Source organism: Nocardioides sp. (assembly GCF_041913365.1).
Taxonomy (GTDB): Bacteria; Actinomycetota; Actinomycetes; order Propionibacteriales; family Nocardioidaceae; genus Nocardioides.
On the sequence record NZ_JAYSFM010000004.1, the window covers coordinates 263,613 to 280,537 of the forward strand.

Consider the following 16,925-nt stretch of genomic DNA (forward strand, 5'->3'; position numbering starts at 1 on the left):
GTCAGTGGGCGAGCAGCCCCACGCCGAGCGTGCCCATCACCACGGCGATCGCGGAGTCGAGCACCCGCCAGGCGGTCGGCCGCGCGAAGAGGCCGCGGAGGAGGCGGGCGCCGTAGCCCAGGCCGAAGAACCACATCAGGCTGGCCAGCAGGGTGCCCGTCAGGAACCACCACCGGTCCGTGCCGAAGCTGTTGGCCACGGTGCCCAGCATCAGGACCGCGTCGAGGTAGAAGTGCGGGTTGAGCCAGGTCAGCGCGAGCGTCAGCACGATCGCGCGACCGGGGGTCAGCGCGGTGCCCTCGCCTGCCTCGAGCTTCGCCGGGCGCCAGGCGCGCATCGCGGCGTGGATGCCGAAGGCGATCAGGTAGAGCCCGCCGAGCACCTGCGCGACCGGGAGGACGGCCGGCCAGCGCTCGAGCACCACGCCCAGGCCCGCCACGCCGGCGGTGATCGCGACCACGTCGGAGACAAGGCACGTCAGCACGATCGGCAGCACGTGCTCACCGCGGATCCCCTGCCGGAGGAGGAACGCGTTCTGTGCGCCGACGGCGACGATGAGGGCGAGGCCGGTCAGCAGACCGGTGAGGACAACCTGGAACATGCCTACAACGGTAGAAGGATCTCGGCCTTCAATCCAGCGAACTATTTTCACGAATCATTAAGATGTCTAAGTATGAAAGACATCACCCAGCTCGACCCTGTGGCGCTGCGCACACTGGCCGTCGCAGTCCGGCTCGGCACCTTCGAGGCAGCCGCTCGCGAGCTCCACGTCACCCCCTCCGCGGTGAGCCAGCGCATCAAGGCGCTCGAGACCAGGATCGGCCGCGTGCTGCTCCACCGGGTCAAGCCGCTCGAGCCCACGGAGGCGGGCCTGGTGCTGGTCCGGCTGGCCACGCAGAGCGAGATCCTCGAGCGCGAGGCGGTCGCCGAGCTCGTCGAGGAGACCGACGCCGATGGGACGGCGTACACCTCCTTGCCGATCGCGGTGAACGCCGACGCCCTCTACGGCTGGTTCGTCGACGCCCTCGCGGAGGTGCAGTCGCGGCACCGCGTGGTCTTCGAGGTCGTGCGCGAGGACCACACGCGCACGGCGGAGCGGCTGCGTCGCGGCGAGGTGGTCGCGGCGATCACGGGTGAGCCGAAGCCCGTCCCCGGCTGCCGGGTCGTGCGGCTCGGCCGCCTGCGGTACGCCGCCGTGGCGACCGCCGACTTCCACGCCGCCCACTTCGCCGACGGGGTCGGGTCCGCGACGCTCGCCGAGGCGCCGATCGTCGCCTTCGACCGCAACGACTCGCTCCAGCACGACTTCGTCCGCAAGGTGACCCGGCGCCACCTCGCGCCGCCGGTGACGTACGTGCCGTCGGTGCGCGAGTTCGACCGCGCGATCCGGGTCGGCATGGGGTGGGGGCTGCTGCCCGAGTCCGATGTGGCGACCGAGCTCGAGGACGGCCGCCTCGTCGAGCTGGTGCCTGGTCGCCGGTCGGAGGTGGCGCTGTTCTGGCAGCACTGGCGGCTGGGATCGACGCTGGTGGCCGACCTGACGGAGGAGGTCGTGGTGGCGGCGCGGCGCTGGATGGCCACGTGACCAGATCCCCGATTCGCCTGACAGGCCCCCGTGCGGACCCTAGGCTGCCGGGCGAGATCGAGCACGGAGCTCGTCACGGACCGGATCGGGGACTCCCTGTGACTCGTCGCAACGTTACGTGGGCCTCTGCCCTCGCCACCGGCCTGCTCCTCACGCTCTCCGCCTGCGGAGGATCCGGCGAGGCCGCGTCCACCAAGACCACAGACGTGCTCATGGAGGGCGAGCAGCTCGAGGCCATGGTCGCCCAGGTGGAGAAGATGGGCATCATGGAGTGGCACGGCCAGCTGCTCACCAAGAACCCCGACAACGGCGGCAAGCGGATCTTCGACCTCGACGGCCGCTACAGCCCCTCCACGGGCTACAGCGAGCTTTCGATGGACTCCGCGATCGACGGCAACAAGCAGCAGGTCGACTACCTCGTGGTGGCCGGCCGCACCTACTTCAACAGCGAGGTCTGGGGCCCCAACGCCTCCGACTGCTGGGTCGACATCACCGACGACACGGAGGGTCGGAGCTGGGCGCTGCCGTCCGACCTCGACCCGACCTGGCCGGTGGCCGCCGCGCGTGCCATCCGCCTCGCGGGGGACGGCGTCGCCGTCGGCATCCCGGCCAAGAAGGTCCTCACCGGCATGCCGCGGGGCCTCTTCCCCGACGTGCCGGCTGCGCTCGACGGCGTCGAGGCCAAGGGTGTCGTGACCCCGCACGGCTCGCACTTCATCGAGGTCAGCGTCGACGTGCTGAACATGTGGAGCGCCGTGCCCGAGGAGGCGCTGGCCAACATCGAGACGCGCAAGGCCGGCTGGTGGGCGATGACGATGAAGGAGTCGCAGGACGGCACCCCGATCGCGCCGCCGAAGTACATCTTCGACCCGGTGAAGACGCCGCCGAGCCAGTGCAAGCGGGGCTGACCCGCACCACGTGCCGGCAGCGGGCATGATCTGCCCATGCCCACCTACGTCGCCTTCCTGCGCGCGATCAACCTCGGCGCGACGCGGAAGTTCCCCAAGGACGCGATCCGGGCCGCCACCGAGGCGGCGGGCGGCTCCGGCGTGGAGACCTACATCAACACCGGCAACGTCCGGCTGACGCACTCCGCCCGCTCCGTGGCGAAGGTGCAGGCGGCGCTGGAGGAGGCGTACGCCGCCGAGGCGGGCTTCGAGGTGCCCACGGTCGTCTTCACGGCGAAGGACCTCGCGGCGCTCACAGCGCGCGGCGAGGAGCTCCACGCAGGGCACGACGGCGACATCGGCAACCACTACGTCACCCTCTTCTCCGCGCCGCCGACCGCCGCGACGGTGGAGGCCGTCCACGCGCTGGAGCACGCAGGCGAGCGCGTGGTGGTCGACGGACGCGCGGCCTACGTCCTCCTCGCCGGCAACATCCACACCTCGAAGCTCCTGTCGTCCAAGCAGTTCGCGGCGCTGGGCCAGGGCACGGCGCGCACCATCAAGGTGCTGCGCACCGTCACCGAGAAGTGGTGCTGATCAGGCGATCTCCACCCCGGCGCCGGTCATCTCGGTGATGGCCGCCGCCGTCGTGTCCTCGGCGACCCCGGCGCACAGCGCGGTCAGCACGCGCGTCTCGAAGCCCGCCTGGGCGCTGTCGAGCGCGGTGGCGCGGACGCAGTGGTCGGTGGCGATGCCGCACACGTCGACCTCGGTGACCGACCGGTCCCGCAGCCACTCCGCGAGCGCGTCGCCCGACGACGTACGCCCCTCGAAGCCGGAGTAGGCGGCCGCGTGCTCGCCCTTGAAGAACACCTCGTCGAAGGGTTGCGGGTCGAGGTTGGGGTGGAAGCCGGCGCCCTCGGTGCCCACCTTGCAGTGCACCGGCCACGACTGCGCGAAGTCGGGCTTCGCCGCCCAGTGGTCGCCCGGGTCGACGTGGTGGTCCTTGGTGGCCACCACGACGTCGTACGACGGTGCGTCCTCACCCTTCGACGACCAGCGGTGCAGCAGGTCGCCGATGTCGGCGGCCACGCGCGCACCACCGGCCACCGCGAGGGATCCTCCCTCGCAGAAGTCGTTCTGGACGTCGACCACGATCAGTGCCCGTGCCATGGCTCGAGGCTAGCGAGTGCCGATGGTGGGTGTCAGCCGCCCTCGTGGAGAGTCGGGATCACCGGCTCGCCGGCGGACATCATGGTGACCGCGCGCGGCAGCTCGGCGACGGACGCGCGGTGGCGGGCCCGGGCCTCCTCGAGGGTCGAGCGGCCGACGACCTGGCCCCCGTCGACCAGGTGGACGAGCAGCGGGCGGTCGTCCCCGTCGTCGGCCGGCGGCTCGCCGATGCCGACGACCTCGGCCTGGGCGCGGCCGGCGGGGGAGCGGCGGCGCAGGGCGTACTTGCGACCGCCGATCGAGGCCTTGTCGGTGGAGCGCTTGGCCACCGGGACCATCTCGCCGTCGTCGCCCTCGCGCGACACGAGCTTGTAGACGAAGCCGCAGGTCGGGTGCCCGGATCCGGTCACCAGCTGGGTGCCGACGCCGTAGGCGTCGACCGGTGCGGCCGCCAGCGCCGCGATCGCGTGCTCGTCGAGGTCGCTGGTCACCACGATCCGGGTCTCGGTGGCACCGAGGCCGTCGAGCTGCTCGCGCACCTCGCGGGCGACCTCGCCGAGGTCGCCGGAGTCCAGCCGCACGGCGCCGAGGCCGGTGCCGGCCACCTCGACCGCGAGCCCGACCGCCTCGGCGACGTCATAGGTGTCGACGAGCAGCGTGGTGCCGACGCCGAGGCTCTCGACCTGGGCGACGAAGGCGTCGCGCTCGCTGTCGTGCAGCAGGGTGAAGGAGTGCGCCGCGGTGCCCGCGCTGGGCACGCCGTGCAGCCGGCGGGCGGCCAGGTTGCTCGTCGCGTCGAAGCCGGCGACGTACGCCGCCCGGGCCGCGGCGACGGCCGCCTGCTCGTGGGTGCGCCGCGAGCCCATCTCGATGCACGGTCGTCCGGCCGCGGCGAGCGTCATCCGGGAGGCGGCCGAGGCGATCGCCGAGTCGTGGTTGTAGATCGAGAGCAGCACCGTCTCCAGCAGCACCGCCTCGGCGAAGGTGCCCTCGACGACGAGCAGCGGGGAGTAGGGGAAGTAGACCTCGCCCTCGGGGTAGCCCCACACGTCGCCGGAGAAGCGGTACGACGCCAGCCACTCGAGCATGTCGGGCTCGACGATCCCCTCGAGCATCGCCAGCGCGGGCGGGTCGAAGCGGAACGACTCGATCGCGTCCAGCGCCCGGCCCACCCCGGCCACGACGCCGTACCTGCGTCCCTCCGGGAGGCGGCGGGGGAACAGCTCGAAGACCGAGCGCCGATCCGCGGTGCCCGAGTGCCGCGCCGCCTGCACCATGGTGAGCTCGTAGTGGTCGGTCAGGAGCGCCGCTGAGCTGATCACGACCGACACTGTGCCACGATGGGCGCGTGTCAGCCGCAAGTCCCGTCGAGGTCGAGCCGACCCAGACTCCTGACGAGATCACCTTCCTCTCCAAGCCGTGGGTGACGCTGGTCTGGGACGACCCGGTCAACCTGATGTCCTACGTCTCGTACGTCTTCCAGAAGTACTTCGGCTACGACAAGGACAAGGCCGAGAAGCTGATGCTCGAGGTGCACAACGACGGCAAGTCGGTCGTCTCCACGGGCACGCGCGAGGAGATGGAGCGCGACGTGCAGGCGATGCACGAGTACGGCCTGTGGGCGACGATGGAGAAGGCCACCTGAGGATGAGCGGGTTCGAGCACCACGTGAAGTCCGACCGGATCATCGCCACCTTCACCGGCTTCGAGGCCGACCTGCTCCGGTCGCTGGCCTCGCAGATGGTGGAGCTGCTGCGCAACGAGCGCGCCGAGCCGGCCGTGCCGGCGGCCGACCCCTTCGAGGCGCTGATGGCGGAGTTCTCCGGGGCGACGACCATCCCGGAGGACCCGGTGCTGGCGCGGCTGTTCCCGACGGCGTACCCCGACGACGAGGAGGCGGCCTCGGACTTCCGCCGCTTCACCGAGGGCGGCCTGCGCGACGGGAAGGCGGCCGCGGCGGGGCTGCTCATCGACACCCTCGAGGACGCCGGCCTGCCGCCCGAGCTGACCGAGGAGGGGCTCGTCTTCGACGTCGAGCTGACCCGCGCGGAGGCCGAGACCTGGATGCGCGCCTTCACCGACATCCGGCTCGCCCTGGCCACCCGGCTGGGCGTCGAGGCCGGCGACGAGGCGTACTGGCACTCGCTGCCCGACGACGACCCGCGGGCGCAGGCGCACGACATCTACGAGTGGGTGGGCTACCTCCAGGAGACCGTGGTCGAGGCCCTGACCTCACGACCCGAGCCCTCGTGAGGGCCCTGTGAGCCCGATCCCCGACTTCGTCGTCGAGATCCGCCGCAAGATCGGGCAGGACCCGCTCTGGCTGCCCGGCGTCACCGCCGTGGTGCGGCGCGGCGACCAGGTGCTGCTGGTCAAGCGCTCCGACAACGGTCGTTGGGCGCCGATCACCGGCATCCCCGACCCCGGCGAGGAGCCAGCAGTCGCCGCGGCGCGCGAGGCACTGGAGGAGACCGGCGTCCGGATCCGCGTGGACCGGCTCGCCTCGACCGGCGTGCACGGCGAGATCGTGCACGCCAACGGCGACAGGGCGACCTACCTCGACCTGACCTTCGCCTGCACATGGGTGGAGGGCGAGGCGCACGTCGCCGACGACGAGTCCACCGACGTCCGGTGGTGGCCGGTCTCCGGGCTGCCGCCGATGGGGGAGATCATGGAGGCGCGGATCGACGCCGCCCTCAGCGGCGAGCGCGAGGCGAGGTACGTCGCCCCCGCCGGGCAGGACGCGCACGAGCCGCCACCGGTCCTGTCGCCCGACGCGCCGGTGCTCGGCGTCGACGCCTGCCCGGCCGGCTGGGTCGGCGTGGTCCTCGACCCCGACCGCCGGGCCTCGGTCTTCGTCGCACCCACCATCACCGAGCTGGTCGCACTGGTGCGCGAGACCCACGACGTGGCGGTCGTCGGCGTCGACATCCCGATCGGCCTCCCCGACACCGGCGGCCGGCGCGCCGACGCAGAGGCCCGCCGCGAGCTCGTCGGCAAGTCGTCGTCCCTGTTCTCCACGCCCGTGCGCGCGGCCCTCGAGGCCCCGACCTACGAGGCGGGCCGCGCGGCCAACCTGGCCGCGACCGACGGCCGCACCAGCGTCAGCGCCCAGGCGTACGCGCTGCGCGAGAAGGTGCTGCAGGTCGACGCGTGGGTGCGCGAGAAGCCGGGTGTGACGGTCGTCGAGGTGCACCCCGAGCTGAGCTTCACCCGGATGGCGGGCCACCCGCTGCTGGAGCGCAAGAAGGACGCCGAGGGCGTGCGGGTCCGACGCGAGGCGCTCGCCGCGCACGGCATCGTCGCGCCGCCGTGGTTCCGGGGCTCCGGCTTCGGCGAGGACGACCTGCTCGATGCCTGCGCGGCCGCCTGGACCGCCGTACGCCACTCGCTCGGCGTCTCGGAGTCGTTCCCGGCGACCCCCGAGGTGTTCTCCGACGGCATCCCGGCGGCCATTCGGGCGTAGCGCCGCCCCACGGACCCGTGCCGGTCCGGGGCAACTTCCCGGACACGTGTGGCGGTTCTGGCCCTCGGGCGGCCGCTGCGGGGGCAACGTCCCGGACACGTGTGGGGTCGCGCCCCTTGCCGGCCGCCGCTATCCGGAGTGGCTGAGCACGCCGTAGCGCTCCCGGGAGGCGAGCGCCCAGCGGGAGACCGGCACGGACACGGCCGCGACGGCGAGCATGAGGGCCGCGAGCACCAACCAGCCGGTCTCGCCCATGTCGACGCACAGCAGCGTCACCAGCGGCGGGCCGGCGACCGAGACCACGCCGAAGCCGAGGCCGGCGAACCCCTGGTACTGGCCCTGCCGCTCGTGCGGGGCCAGGCCCATCTGCAGGCCCCACTGGCCGCCCGAGCCGATCATCTCGCCGACGACGTGGGCGAGGGACCCGGCCACGAGCACCACGACGGCGAAGGTCGCGTCGCCGCGATCGGCCAGTGAGACCACGGCGAAGCCGACGGCGATCCAGACCGCGCCGCGGAACAGGGCGCGAGCGCCTGCCTCGACGGAGTCCGCGCGGCGCGAGAGCCGCACCTGGAAGAGCGCGACGCAGGCCGTGTTGAGCACGAGCAGGATCGCGACCATCACCGTCGGGGCCGAGGTGCGCTCGGAGATGTAGAGCGCCAGGCCGAGCTCCATCACGAAGAAGTGCAGGGAGTAGAGGCCGGTGAGGGCGACGACCACGACGTAGGGCCAGTCGCGCAGCACGGCCAGCCGGGGCTCGCCCTCGATGCGGACGTAGCCGGGGAGGTCGGGCAGCCGGGTGGAGTTCCATGCCGCAAAGGCGGTGAACACCGCGTTGATGACGAAGACCGCGACGTAGGCCCACGTCTCGTCGATCACCAGCGCCGCGCCGCCGAAGACCGACCCGAGGCCGATCGCGGTGTTGGTGACCGCGCGGAGGTAGGCCTTGAAGAGCACGCCGCGCCCGCCCGTGGCGAGCTGGGCGATCACGCCCTGCTGCACCGAGCCCGCGGACCGCTCGAAGAGGGCCAGCAGGGACAGCAGCAGCGCCAGCTGCCACGGCGTACGGGCCAGGACGGGGAGCGCGCTGGTCAGAGCCGCGCCGGTCATGCAGAGCGTGAGCACCCGGCGCGGACCGCGGGTGTCGCCCAGGTGCCCGGCCGGGACCTGCACCAGGATGCCGATCACCGCCGAGACCGAGATCGCCAGCGCCACCTCGGCGGCGGAGAAGCCCACCTGCCGGGTGAAGTAGAGGGCGCTGGTCGTCATCACGGCGCCCCCGCCGAAACGGTTGGCGAAGGATCCCAGCGCCAGGACACGCAGGTCCCGCTCGACCGGGATGCCGCGACGTGTCAGTGGCGCCTGGGCCGCCTGCACCGACATCTCTCCCCCTCGAAGTATCTCGACGTCAAGACTATGTCGTGAGACGCGTGCCGGTCGCATCGGTGGCCTGCCTAGGCTGGGACGCGTGTTGACCATCGCCCAGGAGACGTACGACGCCATCGTGGCGCACGCCAAGCGCGACCACCCCGACGAGGCCTGCGGCGTCGTCGCCGGTCCCGAGGGCAGCGACCGTCCCGAGCGCTTCATCCCGATGGTCAACGCGGCCGGCAGCCCGACCTTCTACGAGTTCGACTCCACCGAGCTGCTGGCGCTCTACAAGGACATGGACGCCCGCGACGAGGAGCCGGTGGTCGTCTACCACTCGCACACCGCGACCGAGGCCTACCCGAGCCGCACCGACATCGGCCTGGCGTCGGAGCCCCACGCCCACTATGTGCTGGTCAGCACACGGGAGCACGGGAATAGCGATGGGCCGGTGGAGTTCAGGTCCTACAGAATCATCGACGGTGTCGTGACCGAAGAGGACGTCACGATCACCCCCGAGCAGCAGAGAGCGAGCACCCCCTGATGGCCATCGAGGTCCGCATCCCCACGATCCTCCGCACCTACACCGACGGTGCCAAGGCCGTCGAGGCCTCGGGCTCCACCCTGACGGCGCTCATCGACGACCTCGAGGGCAACCACCCCGGCATCAAGGACCGGCTCGTGGAGAACGGCGACCTCCGTCGCTTCGTCAACGTCTACATCAACGACGAGGACGTGCGCTTCATCGGCGGCCTCGAGGCCGAGCTGTCCGACGGCGACCAGGTCGTCGTGCTGCCCGCCGTCGCAGGCGGCTGAGCCGCGAGCCCATGGTCCGCTACGACGACCTCCTGGCGTCCGTCGGCAACACGCCACTGGTCGGGCTGCCACGGCTCTCGCCGAGCCCCGACGTACGCATCTGGGCCAAGCTCGAGGACCGCAACCCGACCGGCTCCATCAAGGACCGCCCGGCCCTGAAGATGATCGAGCAGGCCGAGAAGGACGGCACGCTGCGCCCCGGCTGCACGATCCTCGAGCCGACGAGCGGCAACACCGGCATCTCGCTCGCCATGGCCGCCAAGCTCAAGGGCTACCGGATCGTCTGCGTGATGCCCGAGAACACCTCCGAGGAGCGGCGCCAGCTGCTGCGGATGTGGGGCGCCGAGATCGTCTCCTCGCCCGCTGCCGGCGGCTCCAACGAGGCCGTGCGCGTGGCGAAGAGGATCGCCGGCGAGCACCCCGACTGGGTGATGCTCTACCAGTACGGCAACGACGCCAACGCCCTCGCGCACGAGGAGGGCACCGGCCCCGAGCTGCTCGCCGACCTCCCGGAGATCACCCACTTCGTCGCCGGGCTCGGCACCACCGGCACGCTCATGGGCGTCTCCCGCTTCTTCCGCAGCGCGAAGCCCGACGTGCGGATCGTGGCCGCCGAGCCGCGCTACGGCGAGCTGGTCTACGGCCTGCGCAACCTCGACGAGGGCTTCGTGCCCGAGCTCTACGACGCCTCGCTGATCGACGCCCGCTTCAGCGTCGGCCCGCGCGACGCCGTACGCCGGGTGCGGGAGCTGCTCGAGCTCGAGGGGATCTTCGCCGGCATCTCGACCGGCGCGATCCTGCACGCCGCGCTCGGCCAGGCCGCGAAGGCGGTCAAGGCGGGGGAGCGGGCCGACATCGCGTTCGTGGTCTGCGACGGCGGCTGGAAGTACCTCTCCACCGGTGCCTACGAGGGCACCGTCGACGAGGCCGAGGACGCCCTCGACGGCCAGCTCTGGGCCTAGTCCGGGCACTGCGGGCGGCCCTAGAGTCGGGCCGTGACCCGCGCCCCCCGTGTCGTCGTGCTGCTCGCCGCGCTGCTGCTCGGCCTGGTCGCGCCCCCGGCCCAGGCTGGTCCCGGCGACGAGCACGTCCGGACCACGACGCCCGGGCAGCAGACCGCCGAGGGCTACGCGATCCCGGTGCGCCGGCGGGTGACGTACTCGGTCAGCACGCGCGGGCGCATCACCACCTCGCTCGCGCAGTTCCGCCGGCAGGCGCAGCAGACGTACGCCGATCCGCGCGGCTGGCGCTACGGCGGCGTGCAGTTCCGCCGGGTCCGGCGGGGCGGTGACTTCACGCTGGTGCTCGCGGCCGCCGGCACGGTGCCGTCCTTCTCCTCGACCTGCTCGACGATGTGGTCGTGCCGGGTGGGCCGGTTCGTGATCATCAACCAGGACCGGTGGAAGCACGCGTCGCCGGCGTGGAACGCCGCCGGTCGCTCGCTGCGGGACTACCGCCACCTCGTGGTCAACCACGAGACCGGCCACTGGCTGGGTCGTGGGCACGCGTCGTGCCCGCGCGGCGGCGGGCCGGCGCCGGTGATGATGCAGCAGTCCAAGGGCACCGGCGGCTGCCGGTTCAACCCGTGGCCGCTCGGCTGGGAGGCGGCCGCCGTCAGGGCGCGGTGGTGAGCCGCAGGTCCTGCAGGACGTCGAACTCGCTGTCCTCGACGGGCGGCAGGTCGAGCAGGTCGAGCGCGAGGTTGGCGATCATCCCGTTGCGCACGGGCGGGCGCCGCGCGCCGTAGGACGTGCGCCGCGTGCCCGGGTCCTTGTAGGTCGGGTTGATCGCGTACAGGTCGACGCCCTTGTCGACGGCCGAGCCGCGCGCCATGAACACGATCCGGTAGTTGTCGAGCACCCGTGCGTTGTCGTGGCTGGGTCCGTGGCCGCCGTGGTCGCTGGTCAGCAGGATCGTCGTGCCCGCCTTGCGGACGGGGTCGGAGTTGACGGCTGCCACGACCCGACCGACGAGCGCGTCCGCCCTGCGCACGGCGCGCAGGTAGGGCTTGGACATCCAGCCGTGGGCGTGGCCGGCGACGTCGGGCGGGGAGAGGTGCAGGAAGCGGAAGTCGCGGTCCTCGTCGAGGTCGGCGACGAGCTCGTCGACGAGCGCCGCGTTGTCCTCGTCGACCGTCGTGCGGTCGATCGCGTCGGGCCACGAGCGCTGCCACAGCGTGAACTTCGTCTTGGCCGCGAACAGCGCGGTCGAGCCGCCTGCTGCGTCGACGGCGGTGAAGACCGACCCGAGCTCGTGGCCGGCGGCGGCCTGCACAGTGTTGGGGACGAGCCGGTTGTCGTTCCAGGTGACGCCGTGCCCGCCGGTCGCGGCCTCGATCCGCCGGCCGGTGACCATGCCGGTGTGGTTGGGCAGCGTCACGGTCATCTCGCGCTCCGTGCGCGCGTTCATCGTGGAGGCGCCGGCCTTCATGAACCGGTAGAGGTTCGGGAGCTGCTTCTTCCCGAGCTTGCGCACCGCGGCGACGCTCATGCCGTCGATCGAGATCGCGAGCACCGACTCCGAGTCGGCCTTGCGCGCGACCTGCCGCGGCGCGTCGGAGGGCTCGGACGGTACGACGGCGCACGCGGGCGTACCGAGCAGGAGGGAACCCGAGACGAGGGCGGCGGTCAGGGAGCTGACGAGCGAGGTTCGACGGAGCACTGCCCGACCCTAACCCGCGTGCCGCCTCGTCCCGGGTTCCTCGGCTCAGGCCAGCGCGGCGCGGATCGCCTCGGCCGGCGTCGTGGTCGGCCGGCCGATCAGGCGCGACAGGTCGCCGGTGTCGGCCTGCAGCTCACCCCGGGCGAGGCCGAGGTCGGAGTCGGTCAGGATCGCGGCGTACGGCTCGGGCAGGCCGGCTCCGGTCAGCACGGCGGTGAGGTCCTCGGCGGGCAGGTCGCGGTAGACGACCTCGGTGCCGGACTCGGCGGCGAGCGCGGCGGCGTACTCGCCGAGGGTGAACGCGGTGTCGCCGCCGAGCTCGTAGACCCGGCCGGCCTGGTCGTCGGCCACCAGCACCGCAGCAGCGGCGGCGGCGAAGTCGGCGCGCGTCGCGGCGCTGACCCGGCCCTCGCCGGCGGCGCCGAGCACGGCGCCGTGCTCGAGGGCGGTGGCGACCTGGCCGGTGTAGTTCTCGAGGTACCACGAGTTGCGCAGCAGGGCGACCGGCAGACCGGAGGCGGCCAGCAGCTCCTCGGTCGCGCGGTGCTCCTCGGCCAGCGCGAGCGTGGAGGAGTCGGCGCGGGTGATGCTCGTGTAGGCGAGCAGCTCCACACCGGCGGCCTTGGCCGCCTCGATCACGTTGGCGTGCTGCGGGACGCGCTCGCCGACGGCGCTGGAGGAGACCAGCAGCACGCGGTCGACGCCCTTGAGGGCCTGCTCGAGCGAGGCGGGGTCGGTGTAGTCGGCGGCGCGGGTCTCGACGCCGAGGGCGGCGAGGTCGGCGATCGCGTCGAGGTCGCGGGCGGTCGCGACGACGTCGGACGCGGTGACGCCGCGCTCGAGGAGGGCCTGGACGGCGAGGCGGCCGAGGTGCCCGCTGGCGCCGGTGACGAGGTAGGTGGTCATGGGAGCTCCCTGTCTGGGGTCGGAGGGGGTTGTCGACCGCCCCAACGAACGGGCTTCCGTCATGCTTCCCATTGGTTAGTACCCACTTTGAAGTAAGGTACTGCCATGGAGGTAAGTAGTCCGCTGCGGGAGTTCTACCCCGACGGCGTCTTCCCGGAGGCGTGCGCCAGCCGCACGCTGCTCGACCACGTGATGAGCAAGTGGGGCGTGCTGGTGCTGCTCGCGCTGTCCGAGGGCGAGCCGCTGCGCTGGAGCGAGCTCCGCCGCCGGGCCCAGGGCGTCAGCGAGAAGATGCTGGCGCAGACGCTGCGCACCCTCGCCGCCGACGGGATCGTCGAGCGGCACGCCCACCCGGTCGTGCCCCCGCACGTGGAGTACTCGCTCACCCCGGCAGGCGAGGATCTCGCCGGCCACCTGGTCCCGCTGATGAAGTGGGTGGCGATCCACTCGGGCGACATGTGACCGGACCGACGCCCCCGATGGCGTGACCCGTGACGGCCCCACCGCCTAGCCTTCTGCCTGTGCCGACCCCTGACCCGCGAATGACCGCCGATGCCCCGATCGGCATCTTCGACTCCGGGTTCGGCGGCCTGACGGTGGCCCGGTCGGTGATCGACCAGCTGCCGCACGAGTCGGTGATCTACCTCGGTGACACCGCCCGCCAGCCCTACGGCCAGAAGCCGATCGGCGAGGTCCGCGAGTACGCCCTCGAGTGCCTCGACCACCTCTACGGACAGGGCGTCAAGGCGCTCGTCATCGCCTGCAACTCCGCGAGCGCGGCGATGCTGCGTGATGCGCGCGAGCGCTACGACGTGCCCGTCGTCGAGGTGATCCTCCCGGCCGCCCGCCGTGCGGCCGCGGCCACGCGCAACCGGCGGGTCGGCGTCATCTGCACGCGCGCGACCGCCAGCTCGATGGCGTACGACGACGCGTTCGCCGCGGTGCCCGACCTCGACCTGAGCATCCAGGCGTGCCCGAGCTTCGTGGACTACGTCGAGCAGGGGGTCACCGGTGGTGACGAGCTGCTCGCCGCCGCGCACGACTACCTCGACCCGCTGGTCGCCGCCGACGTCGACACCCTGATCCTCGGCTGCACCCACTACCCCCTGCTGACCGGCGTCATCTCCTACGTCATGGGCGACCGGGTCACCCTCGTCAGCTCCGCCGAGGAGTGTGCGAAGGACGTCTACAAGATGCTCGCCAGCACCGGCCTGATGCGCGAGACCGGCGAGCCCGACTACACCTTCTCCACCACCGGCAGCCCCGAGGACTTCGCGACCGTCGGCCGCCGCTTCCTCGGCTCCGAGCTGCTCAGCGCCAGCCAGTTCGCAGGAGGTCTCCGTTGAAGCTGACCATCGTCGGCTGCTCGGGCTCCTACCCCGGCCCGGACTCCGCCGCCAGCTGCTACCTCCTCGAGGAGGAGACGGTGTCCGAATCGGGGGAGGGCCGCACCTGGCGGATCCTGCTCGACCTCGGCAACGGCGCCCTCGGCCAGCTGCACCGCTACGTCGACCCGCTCACCGTCGACGCGGTGTTCGTCAGCCACCTGCACGCCGACCACTGCCTGGACCTCTGCGGCTACTACGTGATGCGCAAGTACCACCCCACTGGCGCCCAGCCGCGGATCCCCGTGTGGGGCCCCGCGGACACCGCCGACCGGATGGCACGCGCCTACGACCTGCCGCTCGACCCCGGCATGCACGAGGAGTTCGACTTCCAGGAGCACCCCAGCCGCGAGCACGCGGAGACGGTCGAGGTGGGACCGTTCACCGTCGAGGCGCACCCCGTCGTGCACCCGGTCGCCGCCTTCGCGCTCCGGGTCACCGCGGGCGGGCGCACCCTCGTCTACTCCGGCGACACCGGCCCGTGCCCGGCGCTCGACGCGGCCGCCACCGACGCCCACCTGCTGCTGGCGGAGGCGTCGTTCCGCAGCGTCGACGACAACCCGCCCGACCTGCACATGACCGGCACCGACTGCGGCCGCACCGCCGCCAAGGCGGGCGTCGAGCGGCTGGTGCTCACCCACATCCCGCCGTGGCACGACCCGGCCGACGCCGAGGCCGAGGCCCGGGCCGAGTGGGACGGCCCGGTCGAGCTGGCGCGCGCCGGGGCGACGTACGACGTCTGAGCGGCCTCAGACCAGGCCGGCGTCGTGGACGACCATCGCCACCTGGACGCGGTTGGAGCTGTCGAGCTTGGTGAGCAGCCGCGAGACGTGTGACTTCACCGTCGGGATCGAGAGGTAGAGCTCCGAGGCGATCTCGGAGTTGCTGAGCCCGCGGCCCACGCAGATCGCGACCTCGAGCTCGCGCTCGGTGAGCACCGTCAGCCGGTCGGCCGCGGTGGTGGTGCGGTCCGTCGTGGTGGTGCTGCGCAGCCGGGAGACCAGGCTGCGGGTCGCGGACGGCGACAGCATCGCGTCACCGGCCGCCACGGTGCGGATCGCGCCGACGATGTCGCCAGGCGGGGTGTCCTTGAGCAGGAAGCCGTCGGCACCGGCCGCCACGGCACGCACGACGTGGTCGTCGGCGTCGAACGTCGTCAGCACGACGACCGAGGGCGGGGACGGCCGGCTGTGGAGGCGCCGGGTCGCCTCGAGGCCGTCCATCACCGGCATCCGGATGTCCATCAGCACGACGTCGGGCCGGAGGTCCTCGACGAGGTCGACGCCGGCCTGGCCGTCGGGTGCCTCACCGACCACGTCGATGTCGGCCTGGCCGCCCAGCATCAGCGACAGCGCGGAGCGCACCAGCGGGTCGTCGTCGACGAGCAGGACGCGGATCACGCGGTCCACGGTAGCCATGCCTCCAGCACGAAGGTCGAACCGTCGGTGCGCTGGTCGAGCCGACCGCCGCGGAGCTCGGCGCGCTCGCGCAGCCCGACGAGGCCGAGCCCGGAGCCGGGGGCGGCGGTGGGCGCGCCGTCGAGCGGGTTGGCCAGCACCACGGTGATGCCCGAGGCGGGGTCGCCCGTCGCCCGGATCGCCACCACCGAGCCGGGCGCGTGCTTGCGCACGTTGGTGATGCCCTCCTGGACGATGCGGTAGACCGTGCGTCCGGTCGCCACCGGCACCGCGGTGGCCGGGTCGACCTCGTCCGACCACGCGATGTCGAGGCCGAGCGACCTCGCCTCCTCCACGAGCGGGGTGATGTCGTCGTACGTCGGCTGGGGGCGCGCCGTGGGCGGACCGGGGTCGTCCTCGCGGAGCACGCCGAGCACGCCCCGCAGCTCGTGGAGGGCGTCGTTGGCCTGGCCCTGGATCTGGCCGAGCCCCTCCCGGAGCCGGTCGCCGTCGAGGTCCTCCCGGAAGGCCAGCGCGCCGGCCTGCATGGAGACCTGGGTGATCCGGTGCGCCAGCACGTCGTGCATCTCGCGCGCGATCTGGGCGCGCTCGGTCAGCCGCGCCTGCGCCACCCTCAGCTCCTGCTCGCGCTCGGCGCGCTCGGCGCGCGTGCGGAGGTTCCACATGACCTCGCGCCGCGAGCCGATGTAGAGGCCCCAACCCATCATCCCGGTGTTGACCGCGAGGTTGACCAGGGTCGTGATCACCGGGTCGTTGTCCTCGATCGGCGCGATGCTCGTGTAGGTCTGGGCGGCCGCGAAGTTGGCCGCGCCGACGATCACCACCTGCCAGAAGTTGCGCCGGGTCGCCACCGACACCGCGGCCAGCGTCGCCGGACCAGCGGCCAGGCCGGACAGCGCGCTCATGGCCGCGATCGCGAGCGCGATCGGCACGGGTGCGCTCCGCCGGAACCAGACGAGCACGAACGCCGCACAGCCCAGGGTCAGCTCGGTGGTGAAGAGCGCCGGGTGCTCGCGCCACTCGGCCACCGCGACCGACTGCCACACCGCCGCCGAGATCGCGAGCGCGAGGGCGTAGCGCCACGCCTGCGCGCGCCAGCTCAGCTCGGGCTGGGTCTCGGAGAGGGCGGGACGGGACTCCACGGCGCTCAGGGTAGCGACCGGAATTCCTACTTTGGTCGCACGTGCCATCGCCTCCGGGAGGATGCGCGGGCGATCCGCGGGCGGCCAGTCTTGGCGTACCACCGCGTGGAGGGAGCTG

At 72.4% G+C, this 16,925-nt stretch carries 21 protein-coding genes; 13 read left to right on the forward strand and 8 right to left on the reverse strand.

Going from position 1 to position 16,925, the window contains the following annotated elements; genetic code table 11:
* Position 1 precedes the first annotated feature (1 nt).
* Complete coding sequence (locus ACE3QY_RS12065) at positions 2-601, reverse strand: LysE/ArgO family amino acid transporter (protein ID WP_374456271.1); 600 nt, start codon at positions 599-601, stop codon at positions 2-4.
* Between the two features lie 72 nt (positions 602-673).
* Here ACE3QY_RS12065 and ACE3QY_RS12070 point away from each other — a divergent pair, with 72 nt between their 5' ends.
* The 3 genes from ACE3QY_RS12070 (at position 674) to ACE3QY_RS12080 (ending at position 3,069) form a co-directional block, all read left to right on the forward strand.
* The gene (locus ACE3QY_RS12070) at positions 674-1,585 is read left to right on the forward strand and encodes a LysR family transcriptional regulator ArgP (protein WP_374456272.1); all 912 of its coding nucleotides are present in this window, start codon (positions 674-676) and stop codon (positions 1,583-1,585) included.
* Between the two features lie 98 nt (positions 1,586-1,683).
* Entirely contained in the window at positions 1,684-2,493 is an 810-nt protein-coding gene (locus tag ACE3QY_RS12075) for a hypothetical protein (RefSeq protein WP_374456273.1), read from the forward strand.
* A gap of 36 nt (positions 2,494-2,529) precedes the next feature.
* Positions 2,530-3,069, forward strand: a complete 540-nt coding sequence (locus ACE3QY_RS12080) for a DUF1697 domain-containing protein (RefSeq protein ID WP_374456274.1) — start codon at positions 2,530-2,532, stop codon at positions 3,067-3,069.
* Here ACE3QY_RS12080 and ACE3QY_RS12085 read toward each other — a convergent pair whose 3' ends face one another.
* Together ACE3QY_RS12085 and ACE3QY_RS12090 are read right to left on the reverse strand one after the other, a co-directional pair.
* Positions 3,070-3,645: an isochorismatase family protein gene (locus tag ACE3QY_RS12085; RefSeq protein ID WP_374456275.1), complete on the reverse strand. Its 576-nt coding sequence runs from the start codon at positions 3,643-3,645 to the stop codon at positions 3,070-3,072.
* A gap of 32 nt (positions 3,646-3,677) precedes the next feature.
* Positions 3,678-4,967, reverse strand: coding sequence for a nicotinate phosphoribosyltransferase (locus tag ACE3QY_RS12090; RefSeq protein WP_374456276.1), 1,290 nt, complete (start codon positions 4,965-4,967; stop codon positions 3,678-3,680).
* A 26-nt stretch (positions 4,968-4,993) separates the two neighbouring features.
* On the opposite strand from ACE3QY_RS12090, the gene clpS reads away from it, so the two are divergent.
* From clpS to ACE3QY_RS12105, 3 genes are read left to right on the forward strand one after another with little or no spacing between them, the layout of a single operon-like run.
* On the forward strand, positions 4,994-5,290 hold the full coding sequence (gene clpS, locus ACE3QY_RS12095; protein WP_374456277.1) for an ATP-dependent Clp protease adapter ClpS: 297 nt from the start codon (positions 4,994-4,996) through the stop codon (positions 5,288-5,290).
* Positions 5,291-5,292: 2 nt separating this feature from the next.
* Positions 5,293-5,898: a DUF2017 domain-containing protein gene (locus ACE3QY_RS12100; RefSeq protein WP_374456278.1), complete on the forward strand. Its 606-nt coding sequence runs from the start codon at positions 5,293-5,295 to the stop codon at positions 5,896-5,898.
* Positions 5,899-5,905: 7 nt separating this feature from the next.
* Positions 5,906-7,111: a DUF429 domain-containing protein gene (locus ACE3QY_RS12105; protein ID WP_374456279.1), complete on the forward strand. Its 1,206-nt coding sequence runs from the start codon at positions 5,906-5,908 to the stop codon at positions 7,109-7,111.
* Between the two features lie 129 nt (positions 7,112-7,240).
* On the opposite strand, the gene ACE3QY_RS12110 is transcribed toward ACE3QY_RS12105, so the two are convergent.
* A complete protein-coding gene (locus ACE3QY_RS12110; protein WP_374456280.1) occupies positions 7,241-8,494 on the reverse strand; it encodes an MFS transporter in 1,254 nt (417 codons plus the stop codon).
* An 85-nt stretch (positions 8,495-8,579) separates the two neighbouring features.
* On the opposite strand from ACE3QY_RS12110, the gene ACE3QY_RS12115 reads away from it, so the two are divergent.
* The 4 genes from ACE3QY_RS12115 to ACE3QY_RS12130 are packed head-to-tail and all read left to right on the forward strand — an operon-like array spanning position 8,580 to position 10,926.
* A complete protein-coding gene (locus ACE3QY_RS12115) occupies positions 8,580-9,023 on the forward strand; it encodes a Mov34/MPN/PAD-1 family protein (RefSeq protein WP_374456281.1) in 444 nt (147 codons plus the stop codon).
* Positions 9,023-9,295, forward strand: coding sequence for a MoaD/ThiS family protein (locus ACE3QY_RS12120; RefSeq protein ID WP_374456282.1), 273 nt, complete (start codon positions 9,023-9,025; stop codon positions 9,293-9,295). Before ACE3QY_RS12115 ends, ACE3QY_RS12120 begins: the two co-directional genes overlap by 1 nt.
* Before the next feature lie 11 nt (positions 9,296-9,306).
* Positions 9,307-10,257, forward strand: coding sequence for a PLP-dependent cysteine synthase family protein (locus tag ACE3QY_RS12125; protein WP_374456283.1), 951 nt, complete (start codon positions 9,307-9,309; stop codon positions 10,255-10,257).
* 33 nt (positions 10,258-10,290) lie between these two features.
* Positions 10,291-10,926, forward strand: a complete 636-nt coding sequence (locus ACE3QY_RS12130) for a DUF3152 domain-containing protein (protein ID WP_374456284.1) — start codon at positions 10,291-10,293, stop codon at positions 10,924-10,926.
* Here ACE3QY_RS12130 and ACE3QY_RS12135 read toward each other — a convergent pair.
* A complete protein-coding gene (locus tag ACE3QY_RS12135; RefSeq protein ID WP_374456285.1) occupies positions 10,910-11,956 on the reverse strand; it encodes an alkaline phosphatase family protein in 1,047 nt (348 codons plus the stop codon). The two genes, ACE3QY_RS12130 and ACE3QY_RS12135, sit on opposite strands and share 17 nt — an antisense overlap.
* Before the next feature lie 45 nt (positions 11,957-12,001).
* Positions 12,002-12,862, reverse strand: a complete 861-nt coding sequence (locus ACE3QY_RS12140; protein ID WP_374456286.1) for an SDR family oxidoreductase — start codon at positions 12,860-12,862, stop codon at positions 12,002-12,004.
* Between the two features lie 105 nt (positions 12,863-12,967).
* On the opposite strand from ACE3QY_RS12140, the gene ACE3QY_RS12145 reads away from it, so the two are divergent.
* The 3 genes from ACE3QY_RS12145 (at position 12,968) to ACE3QY_RS12155 (ending at position 14,990) form a co-directional block, all read left to right on the forward strand.
* Positions 12,968-13,324 carry a winged helix-turn-helix transcriptional regulator gene (locus tag ACE3QY_RS12145; protein WP_374456287.1) on the forward strand — a complete coding sequence of 119 codons (357 nt, stop codon included), beginning with the start codon at positions 12,968-12,970 and terminating at the stop codon, positions 13,322-13,324.
* Between the two features lie 80 nt (positions 13,325-13,404).
* Positions 13,405-14,208: a glutamate racemase gene (murI, locus tag ACE3QY_RS12150; protein WP_374456419.1), complete on the forward strand. Its 804-nt coding sequence runs from the start codon at positions 13,405-13,407 to the stop codon at positions 14,206-14,208.
* Complete coding sequence (locus ACE3QY_RS12155; RefSeq protein WP_374456288.1) at positions 14,205-14,990, forward strand: MBL fold metallo-hydrolase; 786 nt, start codon at positions 14,205-14,207, stop codon at positions 14,988-14,990. The genes murI and ACE3QY_RS12155 overlap by 4 nt, the downstream gene beginning before the upstream one ends.
* A 6-nt stretch (positions 14,991-14,996) precedes the next feature.
* Here the strand turns inward: ACE3QY_RS12155 and ACE3QY_RS12160 are convergent, their stop codons facing one another.
* Both ACE3QY_RS12160 and ACE3QY_RS12165 read right to left on the reverse strand, forming a co-directional pair.
* Positions 14,997-15,665: a response regulator gene (locus tag ACE3QY_RS12160; protein WP_374456289.1), complete on the reverse strand. Its 669-nt coding sequence runs from the start codon at positions 15,663-15,665 to the stop codon at positions 14,997-14,999.
* Positions 15,644-16,807, reverse strand: coding sequence for a sensor histidine kinase (locus ACE3QY_RS12165; RefSeq protein WP_374456290.1), 1,164 nt, complete (start codon positions 16,805-16,807; stop codon positions 15,644-15,646). The genes ACE3QY_RS12160 and ACE3QY_RS12165 overlap by 22 nt, the downstream gene beginning before the upstream one ends.
* Positions 16,808-16,925: the final 118 nt, after the last annotated feature.